Below are 19,280 nucleotides of genomic sequence, written 5' to 3' on the forward strand. Positions count from 1 at the left end.
TCGGCGGACAAGCGGGAGGGTTCTCGTGCTGACGCTGGCCCTGGCGGCGACGCTCATAGGGTTCGTGTTGCTGGTGCTCGGGTTGATCACCGGCACGGTCTGGCTGGCGATCTCGTGCATCGTGGTGTGCCTGGTCGGGCTGGGCTTCCTGATCGCCGACATCATCGGGGGTCGACGGGAGCGTGAGGAGCGCACCCTCGCCGACTTCGTCGATGTCGACGAATCGGCCGGTGGCCCCGGTGACCTCGACGCTGCCGGTCGCCCAGCCGCAGGGCCGGAGGCCACGCGCCTCGGCCGCGAGACCGCCGGCGGTCGTATCGATGCCGGTGGTGCTGGTGCGGGGGCCCCGGGTGTCGTCGACCCCGGTGCCGATGTCGCTGGTGCTGATGTCGCTGGTGAGACGCGTGGGCGCCACGGTCGTGCCGACGTACCGCCGCAGGCGCCGCCCCCAACTCCGCGTCAGCCGGACCCCGCGCCGGGACGTGACGGCACCTACGACGACTACCTGCGCTCGGTCGGTGGATACCCGCCACCCCCGCCGGGATCACGGCAGCCGCGGCCGCCCGCACCTCCACCGTCCGGGTACGGGTCGTCGCAACGACGCCCGGATGACGCGGTGACCGAGTCCTTTCCTGTTCAACCCCCGCCTGCCGAGCCCCCGCGCCGCGAATCCACGCCGCCCGACGAGCCGCGCAAGCAACGGTTCGACCCTCTCGACCCGAACTGGCGGCCGCCGCTCGAGTGACCGCGGCCCACTGACTGCGGCCCAAACGCGCAGCTTCCAACCTCCCGCTCACAGTGCAAGGTGCGCGGCCGGTTGGAAGCTGCGCGTTCGGTCTCGAGACATCGCGCCCCGATCGGCGCAGCCGGGAAAGCGATTCGTCCGGCCGGTGCGTCGAGGGCTACACTCGAACCTGCGTTGATCCGGCCATCACCGGGGAGCACCCGGAAGAACGGGGTCGTGCGGCCAGTCGCACCCCCTAGTAGAACCGGGCGGGAGCGGCCCGAGACAGCCGTGGGTTCGCGCGAGGCGTGAGCCGGAGAGTGGCGGCGCACGGATCCATCGGACCGTCGCCGCAAGCGGGGTGGTACCGCGCGGATCGAGTGGTCGTCGACCACAGGTGTGCGTCCCCGTGCCAGAGCAGTCACGACATGCCAGGCACGAGGAGACGACCATGGCGCAGACCCCACCGTTGCACCCCCAGGACGCCGATGCATCCGCCGATGCCCGGGTCTATCCCGTGATCGACATGACCGGCGGAACCCGCGGCGCACCGTCCTTCCCCGATCTGGAAGAGCATGTGCTGTCCTACTGGGCCGCCGACGACACCTTTGCCGCCTCGATCGAGAACCGCGCAGACCGTGAGGAGTTCGTCTTCTACGACGGACCGCCGTTCGCGAACGGGCTGCCGCATTACGGCCACCTGCTCACCGGCTACGTCAAGGATCTGGTACCTCGGTACCAGACGATGCGTGGCAAGCGGGTGGAGCGCCGATTCGGTTGGGACACCCACGGTCTGCCCGCCGAACTCGAGGCCGAACGCCAGCTCGGCATCACCGACAAGTCGCAGATCGAGTCGATGGGCATGGAGAAGTTCAACGACTACTGCCGCGATTCGGTGCTGCGCTACACGGGCGAGTGGCGCGATTACGTCACCCGCCAGGCCCGGTGGGTCGACTTCGACAACGATTACAAGACGCTCGATCTCGACTTCATGGAGTCGGTGATGTGGGCGTTCAGGCGGCTGCACGACAAGGGACTGATCTACCAGGGCTATCGCGTCCTGCCCTACAGCTGGTACGAGCAGACGCCGCTGTCCAATCAGGAGAGCAAGCTCGACGACGCCTACCGGATGCGTCAGGACCCCGCGATCACCGTGCGGATGCCGCTTGTCGGCGACGACGCCCATCCCGAACTCGACGGCGTGAACGCACTGATCTGGACCACCACCCCCTGGACGCTGCCGTCCAACCTCGCGATCGCGGTCAATCCCGACGTCGAGTATGTGCACGTGAAGGCATCCGACGGCCAGGACTACCTCCTCGCCAAGGCGTTGTTGGGCGCCTATGCCAAGGAGATCCCGGACGCCGAGATCGTGCACAGCTACGGCGGTGCCGAGCTCGCGGGCATGTCCTACACCCCGCCGTTCGACTTCTTCGTCGGCCACCCGAACGCCCACCGGATCTTGCTCGGCGACTACGTGACCACCGAGAGCGGTACGGGTGTCGTGCATCTCGCGCCCGCCTTCGGTGAGGAGGACATGGACCTCGCGACCGCCAACGGCATCGAGGTCGTCCAGCCACTCGACCCGGGCGGGAAGTTCACGGCGCAGGTCCCGCCCTACGAGGGTCAGATGGTGTTCGACGCGAACCCGGCGATCATCAAGGACCTCAAGGCGATCGGAAAGATCCTGCGTCACGAGACCATCGAGCACTCCTATCCGCACTCGTGGCGGTCGGGAAAGCCGTTGATCTACATGGCGGTTCCGTCGTGGTTCGTCGCGGTCACCCCGATCAAGGAGCGGATGCTCGAGCTGAACAAGCAGATCACGTGGTCGCCGGATCACATCCGCGACGGTCAGTTCGGCAAGTGGCTCGAGGGTGCCCGTGATTGGAACATCAGCCGGAACCGCTTCTGGGGCGCGCCGATCCCGGTGTGGATCTCCGACGACCCGGAGTATCCGCGGACCGACGTGTACGGCTCCCTCGACGAACTCGAACGGGACTTCGGCGTGCGGCCGGACAATCTGCACCGCCCCTACATCGACGAACTGACCCGGCCCAATCCCGATGATCCGACGGGTAAGTCGACGATGCGCCGGGTGCCGGAGGTGTTCGACTGCTGGTTCGAATCCGGTTCGATGCCATTCGCGCAGGTGCACTACCCGTTCGAGAACGCCGATTGGTTCGACGGTGATCCCAAGACCGGCGAGTTGCCGCACAATCCGGGTGACTTCATCGTCGAGTACAACGGGCAGTCACGTGGCTGGTTCTACAACCTGCACGTACTCGCGACCGCGCTGTTCGACCGTCCGGCGTTCAAGAGCGTGATCGCCCACGGCATCGTCCTCGGCGATGACGGCCAGAAGATGTCGAAATCCAAGCGCAACTACCCCGATGTCAACGAGGTGTTCGACCGCGACGGCTCCGACGCCATGCGGTGGTTCCTGATGGCGTCGCCGGTGCTGCGCGGCGGCAATCTGGTGGTCACCGAACGCGGCATCCGGGAAGGCGTCCGCCAAGCCCTGCTGCCGTTGTGGAACGCCTACAGCTTCCTGCAGCTCTACGCCGAACGGCCCGCGACGTGGCGTACCGACTCCACGCACGTGCTCGACCGGTACATCCTGGCGAAGCTGTCGGCGACCCGGAACACGATGACCGAGGCCCTCGACGTCTTCGACGTCGCCGGGGCCTGCGAGGCGTACCGGGAGTTCGTCGAGTCGCTCACCAACTGGTACGTGCGTCGCTCCCGGGCCCGTTTCTGGGTGGGACAGGACAGCGACGCCGACGCCTTCGACACCCTGTACACGGTGCTCGAGGTGGCATCGCGTCTGGCCGCGCCGCTCCTCCCGCTGGCGACCGAGGCGATCTGGCGGGGGCTGACCGGTGGCCGGTCGGTGCACCTGACCGACTGGCCGACCGCGGACGAACTGCCGTCGGACACGGAGCTGGTGACGGCCATGGACGAGGTGCAGGAGGTCTGCTCGGTGGCCTCGAGTGTGCGCAAGGCCAACAAGCTGCGCGTGCGGCTGCCGCTGCCGGGGCTGACCGTCGCATCGCCGACCGCCGAACAGCTGACGCCCTACACCGATCTCATCGCCGACGAGATGAACGTGAAGTCGGTGACCCTCGCGACCGACGCCGACCTGTACGGCCGGTACGAGATCGCGGTCAACGCACGGGCCGCGGGTCCGCGCCTGGGCAAGGACGTGCAGCGGGCCATCAAGGCGGTCAAGGGCGGTGACTGGTCGGTGCAGGCCGGGTCCGACGGCGCAGAGGTGGTCGTCGCCGACGGCATCGAACTGCACGACGGCGAGTACACCCGCCGCCTGGTCGCCGTGGAGCCGGACTCGACCGCGGAACTGCCCGGTGGGCGCGGTCTGGTGGTCCTCGACACCGCCGTCACCCCGGAACTCGAGGCCGAGGGCTGGGCCAAGGACCGCATCCGCGAACTGCAGGACGCCAGGCGCACTCTCGGTCTCGACGTCTCCGATCGGATCGGCGTCCGGCTCGTGGTGCCGGCGAACCGCGCCGACTGGGCACGGACGCACGCCGATCTGATCGCCGGTGAGGTGCTCGCGGTCTCCTTCGACGTCGTGGACGCGGAAGCCGGTGCGGCGGGTGGCGTCGAACTCGGCGACGGGGTCAGCGCGGACGTCACGAAGGTGGCGCGCGCCTGAGTGTGATCTGAGTCACTCGCTGTCACGTCCCGCGGGCGTACGGTGTCTCAGAGGTTGTCCACCTTTTTCGAGAGGAGCAACCCATGAAGACCACTCGACGCCCGCGGGTCGTCGTCCTCGGCGGAGGCTACGCCGGGACCATGGCCGCCAACCGGATCGCCGGCGCAGGTACCGAACCGGCACCCGACGTGGTGCTGGTCAACCCGCGCCCACGTTTCGTCCACCGCATCCGGCTGCATCAATGGGCCACCGGAACCGGGGAGGCCGAGCACGATTTCGACCAGGTACTCGGTCCCGACGTGCGTCTGGTCGTCGACTCCGCCGCCCGCATCGACGTGGCCGGCGGTCGGGTCGAGCTTGCCGGCGGTGACACGCTCGACTACGACCAGCTGGTCTACGCCGTCGGCTCGACCGCGTTGTCCGCGAACACGATTCCGGGTGCGGAAGAACACGGCTATCCGATCGGCGAATGGGAGGCCGCCGAGCGACTGCGTGCCCGGCTGGCCGAGGTCGCCGAGGACGCGTCGATCACCGTCATCGGCGGCGGGCTCACCGGGATCGAGATGGCCGCCGAGCTCGCCGACGCCGGACGGTCGGTTCGTCTGGTGTGCCGCGGCGTGCTTGCCCCGTCGTTCGGTAACCGTTCGCGACGCATCGCCCGGCGGCGGTTGACCAAGCTCGGCGTGGAGATTCTGGAGAACCACCGGGTGCACAGCATCGGTGCCGACACGGTGACGGTGTCCGCCGGCGAGTCGACCGCGATCCTGCCGAGTGCGACGACGGTGGTGGCCACCGGGTTCGGGACTCCCGACCTCGCCGCGAAGAGCGGTCTGACCATCGACGCCATCGGGAGACTCGTCACCGACGAGACCCTCACCAGCGTCGACGATCCACGTATCGTCGGCGCGGGCGATTCCGTCGCGCCGTCGGGGCAATCGTTCCGGATGAGCTGCCAGGCGGCCAATCAGCTCGGTCCGCACGCCGGCGACACCGTCCGCGCCAGACTGGCCGGCACGCAACCGAAGCCGGTGGCACTCGCGTTCCTCGGGCAGTGCACCTCACTGGGCCGGCACGCCGCCGTCGTCCAGCCGACGCGACGTGACGACACCCCGGTCGAAGCCGCCATCTCCGGGAGAACGGCCGCGGCGATCAAGGAATTGGTCTGCCGGAGCGTCATTCTGGGCCTTCGCTTCGAAGGCCGCCACCCGGGTGCGACCCCGTCGTTCGGTCGGCCGCGCGACGCCGCCGAACCCGCGCGCCTGGAGGCGGCCGGATGACTGCCGGTACCGACGCCCACGTCGAACGGTTCACCGAACTACGGCCACTGCTGTTCACCGTCGCCTACGAGATCCTCGGTTCGGCCGCCGACGCCGACGACGTCGTGCAGGAGAGCTATCTGCGGTGGGCCGACGTCGACCTCGACGCCGTCACCGACAGCAAGGCCTACCTCGCGAAGGTGGTGACCCGGCAGGCTCTCAACTCGTTGCGCACATCGGCGCGGCGACGGGAACAGTACGTCGGGCCGTGGCTGCCCGAGCCGATCCTGCTCGACGAGCGCGACGCCTCCGAGGATGTTGTTCTCGCGGAATCGGTCTCGACGGCGATGCTGGTCGTCTTGGAGAGCCTGGGACCCGACGAACGCGCCGTCTTCGTGCTCCGGGAGGTCTTCGGGTTCTCCCACGACGAGATCGCCGACATGGTCGGCAAGTCCGTGGCGGCGGTGCGCCAGATCGCGCACCGCGCCCGGGCGCACGTGCACGCCCGTCGTCACCGTTTCGAACCGGTGGACTCTGCGCGCACCGCCGAGGTGACCGAGGCATTCCTGGCGGCCGCGTCGTCGGGGGACGTCGAGCAGCTGATGACCATGTTGTCGCCGGATGTCGTGTTCACCGCCGATTCGGGCGGGAAGGCGAACGCCGTTCGTCGGCCGATCAAGGGCGCGCTGGCCGTGGCGCGGTTGCTGTCGGGTTTCAACCGGGTCGGGTCGACGTACGACGACTTCCGGCTCGAGGCGGGGATCTTCAACAGCCTGCCCGGCATGCGCATCTACTTCGACGGATGCCTGCAGGGCGTGTTCGTGCTCGATCTCGCAGACGGGGTCGTCCGCGACATCTATGCGATGCGGAATCCGGAGAAACTGACCGGGATCGAGACCGAGCGGTCGATCGCCCGCTAGTGTCTCGCGCCGGAAATTCGTTTCATGAGTTCGGCGGTCCAGGTGGATGCATCGCGAGGCGGCGGAGGAGGCGGGTACTGGATGTACCTGCGACGACGCCAACGAAGCGAGGCGCCGCCTGGGCGTCGAAATCATCAACGAATTTCCGGTGCGGGACACTAGCACCCGCATTCACTCGCGGGGCGCCTCGGCGACAGGGGCCAGGGCGTTCCCGACTACGACGTCGAACAGGGCGTCCGGGTGGGCGAAGGTGTCGGTGCCGTACTGGCCGAACACCTCGAGACCGACCGCGCCGATGGTCGTCGACCACAGCGTGGTGGCCACCACGAGTCCGGCGTCGGACAGTTCCGGCCCGAACTCGTCACGGATCGTCGCCAGGTCGCGGCGAAGGCCGGTGGTCAGGTCCGGCTCCGGGCAGTGCAGGGCGCCGTCGGCCTCGGCACGCGCGAGTTCGGCGATGAGCATCGCGATCACCCGCGTGCCGGGCTCGACGGTCTGCTCGGCGGGTGCGGAGTATCCCGGGACGGGACTTCCGTAGAGCAGTGCCCACCGGGCCGGGTCGTCGACTGCCCAGACTCGGAGTGCTCGGGTCGCGGCTCGCAGGCGGTCCCGATGACGCTCCGGCGCGACTGCTTCCATCGCCTGCTCGACGGCGTCCGCCACGTCCGAATACGCCTCCACCAGCAGCAACGTGAGCAGGTCGTCGCGGCTCGGGACATAGCGGTACACCGCCGACGACACCACGCCGAGATCGCGGGCGACCGCACGGAGGGACAGGCCGGCGGCGCCGTAGGTGCGCAGATGCTCGCGGCCGAGTCGTCGGATCTCCGATTCCATCGCCGCCCGATTCGCGGCGCGTGTGGTGGTGGCCATGAGGACATCTTCGCACAAATGAGAGCAGTGCTCTTGAATTTTCCCGCGGAGGCGCGCACACTGGGAATCGAGAGCGGTGCTCTCGATTCTGACCTCACGAAGGAGACTCATCATGCACGCAGCTCAGGCGCACTATCGCGGACCGAAGGGAATGGATGCGGCATTCAATCGGGTGGCCCGCTGGCTGGTCGAACGCGGGGTGAACCTCGCGGGCGCCCAGACGCTGACCGTCACCGGACGCAAGTCCGGCACGCCGCAGACCGTCCCGGTCAACCCGATGCCGTGGGATGGCCGCGAGTACCTGGTCTCGCCGCGCGGCAACACCCAATGGGCGCGCAACGCCCGGGTGAACGACGCGGCGGAGCTGCGCCGTGGCCGTCGGCGCCGGTCGATCCGGCTGGTCGAGGTGGCACCGGCCGACCGCGCGCCGATCATCCGCGCCTACCTCGACAAATGGGGATGGGAGGTCAAGCGGTTCCTGCCCGAGGGGATGGGAACCGAGCCCGACGACGCCACCCTCGCCCGGCACGTCGGCGACCTGCCCGTCTTCGAGATCCGCTGAGGAATCGCCGATCTGCGGCCGCATACGATGCGGGGGTGGACTCCGCCGTCCCGCCCGTGGCCGACCCCGGGCACGCCGATACCGAACGCAGTGCGCGGTGGGTGATGCATCTCGACATGGACGCGTTCTTCGCCTCCGTGGAGCAGCTGACGCGCCCGACCCTGCGTGACCGGCCGGTGCTGGTGGGTGGCACCGGGGGTCGGGGAGTGGTGGCCGGTGCCAGCTACGCGGCGCGCGCATTCGGTGCCCGGTCGGCGATGCCGATGCACCAGGCGCGACGACTCGTGGGCCCGGGAGTCGTGGTGTTGCCGCCCCGCGGCGGCGTGTACCGGGTGGTCAGTGCCCGCGTCTTCCGGCTGGTGCGGGATGCCATACCGGTGATCGAGATGCTGTCGTTCGACGAGGCGTTCGGCGAGCCGGCGGAACTCTCCGGCGCCGACGTCGAGGACGTGACCGCATTCGCCGAACGGCTGCGTGCGCAGATCCGGGACACCGTGGGCATCTCGGCGTCGGTCGGTTTCGGCAGTGGCAAGCAGATCGCGAAGATCGCGTCCGGTCTCGCCAAACCCGATGGGGTGATGGCGATCCCGCCCAGCCGTGAGCTCGCGTTCCTGCACGCGCTGCCGGTGCGCAAGCTGTGGGGGATCGGCCCGGTGTCCGGTGACCGGCTGCATCGGCTCGGGATCGAGACGATCGGCGACTTCGCCGCGATGTCCGACCTCGAGGTCGTCTCGGTGCTGGGGGCGACGCTCGGCCCGGCGCTGCATCGTCTGGCCCAGGGCGTCGATGAACGTCCGGTCACCGAACGGGCGTCCGCGAAGCAGATCAGCGCCGAATCGACCTTTCCCCGCGACCTCGTCGACCTCGACGAACTCCGGCCCGCGATCGACGCGGCCGCCGAGGGGGCGCACCGACGCCTGCTCGCCGACGGTCGGGGCGCGCGGACCGTGGTGCTCAAACTCCGGCGGTCGGATTTCTCGATCCTCACCCGGTCGACCACGCTGCCCGCGGCGACCACCGAACTGTCGGTGCTCTCGACGGCGGCCCAGCGGTTGGCCCTCGATCCGCGCAGCATCGGACCGATCCGTCTCGTCGGTGTCGGATACTCGGGACTGACTGCGGTGCAGCAGTTCTCGCTGTTCGCCGAACTGGACGATCACCTCGACGGTGCCGTCGTCGAGGTCGGCGACGTCGACGACGTGGAGGCGGCGTTCGTCACCGCCGGTCCCGAACCGGATGTCGCGGAGCCGACCGACGGACCGCCAGACGAGACCGCGGCCCCGCGATGGGAGACCGGGACCGACGTGGCGCACCCGGAACACGGCCACGGCTGGGTGCAGGGCAGCGGGCACGGCGTGGTGACGGTGCGATTCGAGACACGGGCCACCGGACCCGGCCGGGCCGTGACGTTCCCGGTCGACGATCCTGCTCTCGCTCGCGCGGATCCCATCGCCAGCCTCGCGTGGCCCGACGTCCGTCCGACAGCGGACGCCGACTGATCCGCAGAACCGTTGCGTAACAGGGTCAGGCGGGGTCGATCCGAACGAAGAAGTCGCGGACCTCGTCGGTCGTGGCGCCGGTGGAGAGCAACGCCAACAACGCGATCCGGGCCTGCGGTGGCCGCAGCCAGCGCGACACGATGGCGCCCGCGCGCTCGAGATCGACGCCACCCCCGCCGCCTCCGTACGTCGGCACCACCGGACCGAAGGGCACCCGCGTGGACACCACCACCACGATCCCCTCCCGGACCGCCGCGCTCACCTCGGCCGTGATGTCCGGGTGAGTGTTTCCGGAACCGGTGCCCGCCAGCACGATTCCCGCCGCGTGCTGACTCATCGCGGCCGCGATGAGTCCCGGGGACACGCCGGGATAGAGGCCGAAGGCGTCGACTCGGGCGTGGCCGGTGGCCGGTGGCGGAACGTCGAGGACGACCCTCGGTATGGCGTCGTGAACGGTGTCGAAGGCCTCGAGTGCGGTGGTGGAGGACTTGAACAGCCCACGCGCCGGCAGAAGCCGGCCGCCCATCGCGACGAGGACGCCGCGACTGCGGTGGTCGGCGGTCGCGGCGGCCCGGATCGCATCGGCGATGTTGCGCGGACCGTCGGAGGTGGGCGAGTCCGCCGTGTGTTGCGCACCGGTGAAGACCACCGGACGGTCATCGGAGTGGAACAGGTCGACGAGGTAGGCGCTCTCCTCCATCGTGTCGGTGCCGTGGGTCACCACGACCCCGGCTAAGGCGGGGTCGGCGAGCGCGTCACGTACCGCGGCGGCGATGGCGAACTGGTCGGCGACCGACATCGCCGAGCTGTCCACGGCCATCAGATCCGTCGTGGTCACCTCGACCTCGCCGAGCGCGTGGCGGTCGCCGTCGGCCGTGCCGAGGAGGTCGTGACCGGACAGGGCCGGGACCGCGCCGTCGGCGGTCGCCCGGGCCGATACCGTGCCGCCGGTCGAGATCAGGACGATGCGGGTGGCCGTCATGGTGTCCCAGCGTATGGTCCCCGGGCGGCGCATGGTCTCAGAGCGGCGCATGGTCTCGGGGCGGCGCATGGTCTCGGGGCGCCGGGAACCCGCAGCGACTCCCGACCGTTGCGGTTCCGACGTGCGACGACCCGCATCGAATGTTGGGTGCGTTCTCGTCGGTTTGGCATAGTGGTGGGAGTTTTGGCGGCCCCGCAGGGGATGAGCGTCCAGAATCCACCGGGATCTGCGAGACGAAGACGCAGACCGGACGAACGACTAGTGAGGGGAATTTTCGGTGAAGTTTCCGAAGATCGTGACCGCCGCGTTGATCGCGGGTGCGGTGGCATCGGTGGCCGCCTGCGGCAGCGATGACAGCGACGTCCCGGCAGTGCCGACGGTGTCGTCGGCGACGGCAGATGCCGGGTCCGGCGACGGCGGGGTGACCGACCCCGATACGCGCCCGTCGGTCGCGACACTGAACCAGATGCTCGAAGAGGCTCTCGACCCGGACATCCCGAACTCGGAGAAGACGGAACTCGTCGAGGGATCGTCTGCGGACCCGGCCATCTTCGACGAACTCGTCAAGGCCCAGCAGGACAACCCGGACGTCACCTACGAGATCTTCCCGCCGGTCATCCCGGCCGGACCCAACAAGGCGTCGGTGAAGGTGCAGGTCAAGCTGCCCGACAACCCGCCGACCACGCTCGACGCGAGCATCGTCTACACCGACGGCCGCTGGAAGCTCTCCCGCGACACCGTGTGCCCGTTGATCACCGCGAACAACGTGCAGACGCCGATGTGCACCGAGGGCGCATCGGGTTCGGGAACCCCGAACTGATCTGAGGATCGTACGACCGGAGGCCGGTGGTGCGGGCGAGAGCCCGCGCCGCCGGCCTTCTCGTTGCGCCGGGTTCACCGACCTCCGACGAGCGCGCCGGTCAGCGCCAGGCGACCGACAGCCCGGTCTGCTGCAGTAGCGGCTGCGCCGGGTCGGCCCCCACGAGTTCACGTGCCCCGCCGAGCTCGATCGACCCCGAGACGGGCAGGCCGCGAGCCAGGTCGAGGGTGAGTTGCCCGGTCCCGGTGTTGGTGAAGCGCGTGATGGTCAGGGAGTCCTGCGAGCCGGGGATCGCGAACACGGAGTTCACCGGCGTCTCCTCGACCGTGACGTCGACGGTCATCCGGTTGCCGTCCCAGGCGGCCAGGGTGGCGTCGATCTGCTGGGTGATCGTCATCGCCGAGTCGATGGTGCGTTCCACGCGCCACCGCGCCCCGATCCCGATGGGCTCGGTCGGCAACGGAACCGACATCTGCAGTGCCTGTAGCAGGGTCTGTTCGACCGCCAGCCGCGCCTCGGGGCCGGCATCGTCGGCGGGTAGCAGACGCAGCGAGATCGGCATCAATCCGGGCCCGATCGCGAGCCCGGCCCGCGAGCCGGCCACCGGCTCCAGCTGCTCGGCAAGCGCCGGGTCGGGCGAGGTCACCGAACCCAGGGTCATCTCCAGGTCGGTCGAGTCCGTGCAGTGGAACACGGCGTCGAGCGGCATCTGGACGGTCTGGGTCTGATCGTCGCCGGCCGAACGCACCGACGACGTGGTCTCGAGCGTGACCGTCTGTGGGCTGGTCCGGTCGGGGGCTGCGGCCGGCGGTCGACGCTCGCCGGTGCCTGCGTCTAGGACCGTGATCTTCGCCGGCGGGACTGGCAGCAGATTCACACCCTCGAGTCCGGATGTGGACTCCTCGGTGCATCCGGCCGTCGTTCCCGACGGGGCGGCTTCGGTGGGCGGGTCGTCGGATCCGCAGCCGGTCAGCCCGATCAGCAGGGCCGCCGCGACGGTGAGTCTGGCGAGGCGGGGGTACACGGCAGCCAGCGTATGGGAGCGCTCATGGATGATGATGAGGTGGATGATGGACTCATGAGCGAACCGACATCTCCTCCGGTGGACTCCGGCGGTCGGTCGTCGCGGCACGAGAGCCGCCGAGTGGTGCGGAACCTGCTGGCCCTCGCGGCCGTGATCATCGGGCTCGATCTGCTGACGAAGACCCTGGCCGTCGCGTTTCTCGACCCGCAGGACCCGATCGAGATCATCGGCGACGCCGTCACGCTGACCTTGGTGCGCAACAGCGGCGCGGCATTCTCGATGGCGTCCGGCTACACCTGGGTGCTGACCATCGTGGCGCTGTGCGTGGTGATCGGGATCATCCGGTACAGCAACCGGCTGCGGTCGGCCTGGTGGATCGTCGGGCTCGGCCTGGTCCTCGGCGGCGCCGTGGGCAACCTCATCGACCGCATCTTCCGGTCACCGGGCCCCCTGCGCGGACACGTCGTCGACTTCGTGTCGGTGGGCTGGTGGCCGGTGTTCAATGTCGCCGATTCCGCCGTCGTGTGCGGTGCGATTCTGCTCGTGGCCCTGTCGCTGCTGGGCTTCGAGTACGACGGTTCCCGCACCGGGTGGGCCGCACGGCGGAGTTCCGGTGGGGACGGCGCCGACGACCGGCCGGCCGCAGAGGATGCCGATGCGTGAGTCGCGATCGATGCCCGTACCCGACGGGCTCGACGGGATGAGACTCGATGCCGGCGTGTCCCGTGTCCTCGGGTTGTCGCGCACGGTGGTCGCCGCACTCGCCGAGGACGGCGACGTCACCGTCGACGGCGTCGCGGTCGGCAAGTCGCACAAACTGACCGCGGGCAGTTGGCTCGACGTCACGCTGCCCGAGCCCGAGGAACCGCTGCGGATCGAGCCGACCCCGGTCGAGGGAATGGACATCATCTACCACGATTCGGACATCATCGTGGTCGACAAGCCTATCGGGGTCGCCGCCCACCCGTCGCAGGGCTGGACCGGCCCGACCGTGGTCGGAGCGCTCGCGGCGGCCGGGTACCGGATCGCCACCTCAGGTGCCCAGGAGCGTCAGGGCATCGTCTCGCGTCTCGACGTCGGCACCTCGGGAGTGATGGTCGTGGCCGTTTCGGAACGGGCGTACTCGCTGCTCAAGCGCGCGTTCAAGAATCGCGAGGTCGACAAGGGGTATCACGCGCTGGTTCAGGGCCACCTCGATCCGCCTGAGGGGACGATCGACGCGCCGATCGGGCGGCACCGGGGCAGCGACTGGAAGTTCGCGGTCACCGCGACCGGCAAGCCGTCGGTCACTCATTACGACACCGTCGAGATGTTCGCGTCGGCATCGCTGCTCGACATCCATCTGGAAACCGGGCGCACCCACCAGATCCGGGTGCACTTCGCGGCCCTGCACCATCCGTGCTGTGGTGACCTGACCTACGGCGCCGACCCGGTGCTGGCCCAGCGCCTCGGCCTGGCCCGGCAGTGGCTGCATGCGCGGTCCCTGTCGTTCGCGCACCCCGCCGACGGACGGCAGGTCACGTTCACCAGTCCCTACCCGGCCGATCTGCAGCACGCGCTCGACGTCCTGCGCGACGCCTGACCCCGTCGCCGACAGAACCCGGAATCGCGCCGACAGAACCCGGAATCCCGCCGACGGAACCCCGGCCGCCCGACACGCCGGTCCGACACACCGCGCCCCGTCGTCCCATCTGTCACATCGGGCGTGCCGTGGCCGAGGCTGTCGGATCATCGGCATACAGTTGGGGCTGCCCGTTGGACGCGCGATGGCCGGCACCGCGCGGGTGGGGAAACATTTCGTCGCAGAACAGTTTCGTCGCAGAACAGTTTCGTCGTAGAACATGAGGTGAGAGGCGTCCGTGGCCGATTCGTTCGTTCACCTGCACAACCACACCGAGTACTCGATGCTCGACGGTGCCGCCAAGGTGTCCCCGTTGTTCGCCGAGGCCAAACGCCTGGGGATGACGGCGATCGGTATGACCGACCACGGCAACATGTTCGGCGCGAGCGAGTTCTACAACACCGCCGTCGCCAACGACATCAAGCCCATCATCGGCATCGAGGCCTACGTCGCGCCCGAGTCGCGTTTCAACACCAAACGCGTCACCTGGGGAACCCGCGATCAGAAGAGCGACGACGTCTCCGGCTCGGGTGCCTACACCCACATGACGATGGTCGCCGAGAACGCGACCGGTCTGCGCAATCTGTTCAAGCTGTCGTCGCTGGCGTCGATCGAGGGACAGCTCGGCAAATGGTCGCGCATGGACGCCGACCTGATCGCGCAATACGCCGAGGGCATCATCGCCACCACCGGCTGCCCGTCGGGTGAGGTACAGACCCGGCTGCGACTCGGCCACGACCGCGAGGCCCTCGAGGCCGCGGCGAAGTGGCAGGAGATCTTCGGCAAGGAGAACTTCTACCTCGAGCTGATGGAACACGGTCTGGAGATCGAGCGCCGGGTCCGCGACGGCCTGCTCGACATCGGCCGCAAGCTCGGCATCAAACCACTGGTCACCAACGACTGCCACTACGTCACGCAGGAACACGCCAAGAGCCACGAGGCCTTGCTGTGCGTGCAGACCGGCAAGACGCTGTCCGATCCCACCCGATTCAGGTTCGACGGCGACGGCTACTACCTGAAGTCGCCCGCCGAGATGCGCGAACTGTGGGACTCGATGGTTCCGGGTGGGTGCGACTCGTCGGTCGAGATCGGCGAGCGCGTGCAGAGCTACGCCGATGTGTTCACCCACCGCGACCGGATGCCCGTCTTCCCGGTCCCGGAAGGTGAATCGCAGCAGACCTGGCTGCGCAAAGAGGTCGCGAAAGGCCTCGCGGAGACCCGTTTCGCCGGCACCGAGGTGCCCGAGGAGTACCAGCGTCGGGCCAACTACGAGCTCGACGTCATCATCCAGATGGGGTTCCCGGCCTACTTCCTCGTCGTCGGCGACCTGATCCAACACGCGCTCGAAGTCGGCATCCGGGTGGGCCCGGGCCGCGGGTCGGCAGCCGGTTCGCTGGTCGCGTGGGCACTGGGCATCACCAACATCGACCCGATTCCGCACGGCCTGCTGTTCGAGCGGTTCCTCAACCCCGAGCGCGTGTCGATGCCGGATATCGACATCGACTTCGACGACCGTCGCCGCGGTGAGATGGTGCGCTACGCCACCGAGCGGTGGGGTAGCGACAAGGTCGCCCAGGTCATCACCTTCGGCACCATCAAGACGAAAGCGGCACTCAAGGATTCGGCGCGTGTCCAGTTCGGGCAGCCCGGGTTCGCCATCGCCGACCGCATCACCAAGGCGTTGCCGCCGCCCATCATGGCCAAGGACATCCCGGTCTGGGGCATCACCGACCCCGAGCACGAGCGCTACGCCGAGGCCACCGAGGTCCGCACCCTCATCGAGACCGACCCGGACGTCAAGAAGATCTACGACACCGCGCTCGGTCTCGAGGGGCTGATCCGCAACGCCGGCGTGCACGCCTGCGCGGTCATCATGTCCAGTGAGCCGCTGACCGACGCGATCCCGGTGTGGAAGCGCGCGCAGGACGGCGCGATCATCACCGGCTGGGACTATCCGTCGTGCGAGGCCATCGGTCTGCTGAAGATGGACTTCCTCGGGCTGCGCAACCTCACCGTCATCGGTGACGCGATCGAGAACATCAAGACCAACCGCGGCATCGACCTCGACCTCGACGCCGCGCCGCTCGAGGACCCGAAGACCTACGAACTGCTCGCCCGCGGCGACACGCTGGGTGTCTTCCAGCTCGACGGCGGACCCATGCGCGAACTCCTGAAACGGATGCAGCCCACGGGGTTCGAGGACATCGTCGCGGTGCTCGCGCTGTATCGGCCCGGCCCGATGGGCATGAACGCGCACAACGACTACGCCGATCGCAAGAACGGGCGGCAGCAGGTCAGGCCCATCCACCCGGAACTCGAGGAACCGCTCAAGGAGATCCTCGCCGACACCTACGGTCTGATCGTCTACCAAGAGCAGATCATGCAGATCGCGCAGAAGGTGGCCGGATACTCCCTCGGCCGAGCGGACATCCTGCGCCGCGCGATGGGGAAGAAGAAGGCCGAGGTCCTCGCCGCCGAGTTCGAGGGCTTCGAGGAGGGCATGAAGTCCAATGGCTTCTCCTCGGCCGCGATCAAGGCGTTGTGGGACACGATTCTCCCGTTCGCCGGGTACGCGTTCAACAAGTCGCACGCCGCCGGCTACGGCCTGGTGTCGTTCTGGACCGCCTACCTCAAGGCCAACTACAAGGCCGAGTACATGGCGGGTCTGTTGACCTCGGTCGGCGACGACAAGGACAAGGCGGCCATCTATCTGTCGGACTGCCGCAAGCTCGGCATCACGGTGCTGCCTCCCGACGTCAACGAGTCACAGCGCAACTTCGCGGCGGTCGGCGGCGACATCCGATTCGGCCTCGCCGCGGTCCGCAACGTCGGAACCGGCGTGGTGTCGTCGATTCTCGCCGCGCGCGACGAGAAGGGGAAGTTCACCAGCTTCTCCGACTACCTCGGCAAGATCGACGTGACCGCGTGCAGCAAGAAGGTCACCGAGTCGCTGATCAAGGCGGGCGCGTTCGACTCACTGAACCATCCGCGCAAGGGCCTGTTCCTGGTGCACGGCGACGCGGTCGAGTCGGTCATCGGCACCAAGAAGGCCGAGGCCATCGGCCAGTTCGACCTCTTCGGCGACGCCGGAGGCGCGGATGACTCGATGGCCGAGGTGTTCGCGGTCAAGGTGCCCGACGAAGAGTGGGAGTCCAAGCACAAACTCGCCCTCGAACGCGAGATGCTCGGGCTCTACGTGTCCGGTCACCCGCTCGGCGGTGTCGAGCATGCGATCGCCGCCCAGACCGACACATCGATCACATCGTTGCTGGAAGGGTCGGTGCCCGACGGCGCGCAGATCACCATCGGTGGCATCATCTCGGCCGTCAATCGTCGGGTGAACAAGAAGGGTGAGCCGTATGCGGTGGTGACCCTCGAGGACATGGTCGGTGGCGTCGAGGTCTATTTCTTCCCCCGCTCGTTCTCCGTCTTCGGGATGGACATCGTCCCCGACAACATCGTGCTCATCAAGGCGCGGGTCAACGTCCGCGACGACTCGACGATGATCAGCGCCAACGACCTTGCCGTACCGGATCTCGCGGCCGTGGGGACGGCGAAGCCGGTCGCGCTCACCTTGAGCGCCCGCGCCTGTACCCCCGACCGCGTCCAGGCCCTCAAACAGGTGCTGTCGCGTCACCCGGGTACCGCCGACGTCCACGTCACCCTCGTCAGTGAGCAGCGGTCCACGGTGTTGCGGCTGACCGAGGCGTTGCGGGTCAGTCCCAGCTCGGCGCTGATGGGAGACCTGAAGGCCCTACTGGGGCCGAGCTGCCTCGGCGGATGACCTCAGTCCCGCGCCCTGGCCGGACGTGAACGTCAACACATCCGAACAGCAAGTTTCGGCCCACCGAACATTTTAGTTCCGGACGCGTTACACTGGCGTGCACGTGGAGACCACTCAGCCCGTGATCACCACCGAGCACGAGGAGCGTCATGACCGCAGCGAACATCTCCGGCCTGATCGAACTCCGCCCTGCACGGGTTCGATCGCTCCCGCCGACGGTCGTCATCGCAGGTGTCCGATGGCCGGCGTACAAGGTCCACGCCCTGCTCGTGGCGGTGCTCGTCGCCGTCGCCGCCCTGCTCATCACCGGATCGGGCCAGGTCGTCGCCTGGACCGCCGGCGCGGCCTTGCTCAGCATCTGGTGGGGTGAACGACTCTGGGTCACCCGCCGGGGCGCATGAGCGGCATGCGATAGCCACAATGACTTGGTGAATCCACCTTCCTTCCGAGGAAGGTGGATTCTTTCTTTCCGGGGTGCCTGCGGCCGCTCAGCGACCCGGGTAGGCGGCAGTCGCACCTCGATCGAAGCCGCCGGGGATCTCGTAGATTCGTCCGTCGAATCCGGCGCGGAACAGTCGGCCGGCCGAGAACCCACGGTCGCCGCGACCGTAGGACACCACGCTGGCGAATCCGGCGCTCGACCCGAGCACACAGAACTGTCCAGGTGAGGTGACCCGGACGATCTGGCCGCTCACGTTGAACGGCACCACCGGCCGATCCCGCGAGTCGAGCGTGAGCCCGTCGGGTGTCGCGGTGACATCGCCGCCGCCGAGATTGAGCAGGCTCTGCACGACCCGCGGGTTCGACGTCGAGATGCGACTGACGCCCGGATTGACGAAGGTCCGTGAGACGTAGAGCCATCGGTCGCCGCGACCGAGGACGGCACCGTTCGCGCTCGGCAGCGAACCCCAGTCGGCCTGTACCGCCCCGTTCGGGTAGGCGCGTCCGACGAGATTGCCGAAGTCGTTTGTGGCGTAGACGATCCCGTTGCCGGCGACATCCATCCCGTTGGATGCGGACAGTCCGCGCACCCACGGGCGCATCGCGAGCGTGCCGATGTCGAGGCGTGCGATTCCGGCATGACGCAGCGCGTCGCCCGCGACGACGCGGGGATCGGCTCCGTAACCCACCAGCAGTGTGCCGTTCGGCGTCCAGGCCAACCCGCCGGCTCCGCTCTCGGGTACCCGGGCGATCGGAACCGCCGGCGCCCCCGGTGCGGACAGTCGGAACACCCGGCCCGAGATCAGGTCGGTGGTGTACATGCGTCCCGCGGCGTCGACGGTCAAGCCTTGTAGCGCAGCACCCGGGACGACGCCGACCAGCCGCGGTGCCTGGCCCGCACCGGGGCAGATCGGTGCGGCCGATGCGGTTCCGGGTGCGATGGCGGTCAGCAATGCGGCGACCATCGATATGGCGGCCGCGATCACCCCGGCAGCGGGAAGCCGTCGTCGGTGTGGTCGGGGCCGCGGGCCCGGAGCGTGGGAATAACGATCGTCAGGGTCCGAGCTGCTGCGTCCGAACATGCCGGCCTCCCGCATC

At 68.5% G+C, this 19,280-nt stretch carries 15 protein-coding genes; 11 read left to right on the forward strand and 4 right to left on the reverse strand.

What is annotated here, in order from left to right; all coding sequences use genetic code 11:
* Positions 1–25: 25 nt before the first annotated feature.
* From VZC37_RS19105 to VZC37_RS19120, 4 genes are all read left to right on the forward strand, one after another.
* Positions 26–745, forward strand: a complete 720-nt coding sequence (locus VZC37_RS19105; protein WP_330434688.1) for a hypothetical protein — start codon at positions 26–28, stop codon at positions 743–745.
* A 430-nt stretch (positions 746–1,175) separates the two neighbouring features.
* Positions 1,176–4,400 carry an isoleucine--tRNA ligase gene (gene ileS, locus VZC37_RS19110; protein ID WP_330434690.1) on the forward strand — a complete coding sequence of 1,075 codons (3,225 nt, stop codon included), beginning with the start codon at positions 1,176–1,178 and terminating at the stop codon, positions 4,398–4,400.
* A gap of 83 nt (positions 4,401–4,483) precedes the next feature.
* Complete coding sequence (locus VZC37_RS19115; RefSeq protein ID WP_330434692.1) at positions 4,484–5,677, forward strand: NAD(P)/FAD-dependent oxidoreductase; 1,194 nt, start codon at positions 4,484–4,486, stop codon at positions 5,675–5,677.
* Entirely contained in the window at positions 5,674–6,576 is a 903-nt protein-coding gene (locus VZC37_RS19120; protein WP_330434694.1) for an RNA polymerase sigma-70 factor, read from the forward strand. Before VZC37_RS19115 ends, VZC37_RS19120 begins: the two co-directional genes overlap by 4 nt.
* A 171-nt stretch (positions 6,577–6,747) precedes the next feature.
* On the opposite strand, the gene VZC37_RS19125 is transcribed toward VZC37_RS19120, so the two are convergent.
* A complete protein-coding gene (locus VZC37_RS19125) occupies positions 6,748–7,449 on the reverse strand; it encodes a TetR/AcrR family transcriptional regulator (protein WP_330434695.1) in 702 nt (233 codons plus the stop codon).
* 112 nt (positions 7,450–7,561) lie between these two features.
* On the opposite strand from VZC37_RS19125, the gene VZC37_RS19130 reads away from it, so the two are divergent.
* Positions 7,562–8,011, forward strand: coding sequence for a nitroreductase/quinone reductase family protein (locus VZC37_RS19130; RefSeq protein WP_330434699.1), 450 nt, complete (start codon positions 7,562–7,564; stop codon positions 8,009–8,011).
* 104 nt (positions 8,012–8,115) lie between these two features.
* A complete protein-coding gene (locus VZC37_RS19135; RefSeq protein ID WP_431309457.1) occupies positions 8,116–9,510 on the forward strand; it encodes a DNA polymerase IV in 1,395 nt (464 codons plus the stop codon).
* Positions 9,511–9,535: 25 nt separating this feature from the next.
* On the opposite strand, the gene VZC37_RS19140 is transcribed toward VZC37_RS19135, so the two are convergent.
* Positions 9,536–10,492, reverse strand: coding sequence for an asparaginase (locus VZC37_RS19140; protein WP_330434704.1), 957 nt, complete (start codon positions 10,490–10,492; stop codon positions 9,536–9,538).
* Between the two features lie 277 nt (positions 10,493–10,769).
* Between VZC37_RS19140 and VZC37_RS19145 the strand changes: the two genes are divergently transcribed.
* A complete protein-coding gene (locus VZC37_RS19145; RefSeq protein ID WP_330434705.1) occupies positions 10,770–11,312 on the forward strand; it encodes a WKL family lipoprotein in 543 nt (180 codons plus the stop codon).
* A 100-nt stretch (positions 11,313–11,412) separates the two neighbouring features.
* Here the strand turns inward: VZC37_RS19145 and VZC37_RS19150 are convergent, their stop codons facing one another.
* Positions 11,413–12,336: a hypothetical protein gene (locus VZC37_RS19150; protein ID WP_330434708.1), complete on the reverse strand. Its 924-nt coding sequence runs from the start codon at positions 12,334–12,336 to the stop codon at positions 11,413–11,415.
* A gap of 54 nt (positions 12,337–12,390) precedes the next feature.
* On the opposite strand from VZC37_RS19150, the gene lspA reads away from it, so the two are divergent.
* The 4 genes from lspA to VZC37_RS19170 all read left to right on the forward strand — a co-directional run bounded on the left by lspA (position 12,391) and on the right by VZC37_RS19170 (position 18,142).
* Positions 12,391–12,999 carry a signal peptidase II gene (gene lspA, locus VZC37_RS19155; protein WP_330434710.1) on the forward strand — a complete coding sequence of 203 codons (609 nt, stop codon included), beginning with the start codon at positions 12,391–12,393 and terminating at the stop codon, positions 12,997–12,999.
* Entirely contained in the window at positions 12,992–13,918 is a 927-nt protein-coding gene (locus VZC37_RS19160; RefSeq protein ID WP_330434712.1) for an RluA family pseudouridine synthase, read from the forward strand. The genes lspA and VZC37_RS19160 overlap by 8 nt, the downstream gene beginning before the upstream one ends.
* A 277-nt stretch (positions 13,919–14,195) precedes the next feature.
* Positions 14,196–17,741 (forward strand): DNA polymerase III subunit alpha, encoded by a 3,546-nt coding sequence (dnaE, locus tag VZC37_RS19165; RefSeq protein WP_330434714.1) that lies wholly within the window; start codon positions 14,196–14,198, stop codon positions 17,739–17,741.
* Between the two features lie 149 nt (positions 17,742–17,890).
* Complete coding sequence (locus tag VZC37_RS19170; protein WP_330434716.1) at positions 17,891–18,142, forward strand: hypothetical protein; 252 nt, start codon at positions 17,891–17,893, stop codon at positions 18,140–18,142.
* Between the two features lie 87 nt (positions 18,143–18,229).
* Here the strand turns inward: VZC37_RS19170 and VZC37_RS19175 are convergent, their stop codons facing one another.
* Positions 18,230–19,147: an SMP-30/gluconolactonase/LRE family protein gene (locus VZC37_RS19175; protein WP_330434964.1), complete on the reverse strand. Its 918-nt coding sequence runs from the start codon at positions 19,145–19,147 to the stop codon at positions 18,230–18,232.
* Between the last annotated feature and the right edge of the window lie 133 nt (positions 19,148–19,280).

This window comes from Gordonia sesuvii, assembly GCF_036350415.1.
GTDB classification, from domain to species: Bacteria; Actinomycetota; Actinomycetes; order Mycobacteriales; family Mycobacteriaceae; genus Gordonia; species Gordonia sesuvii.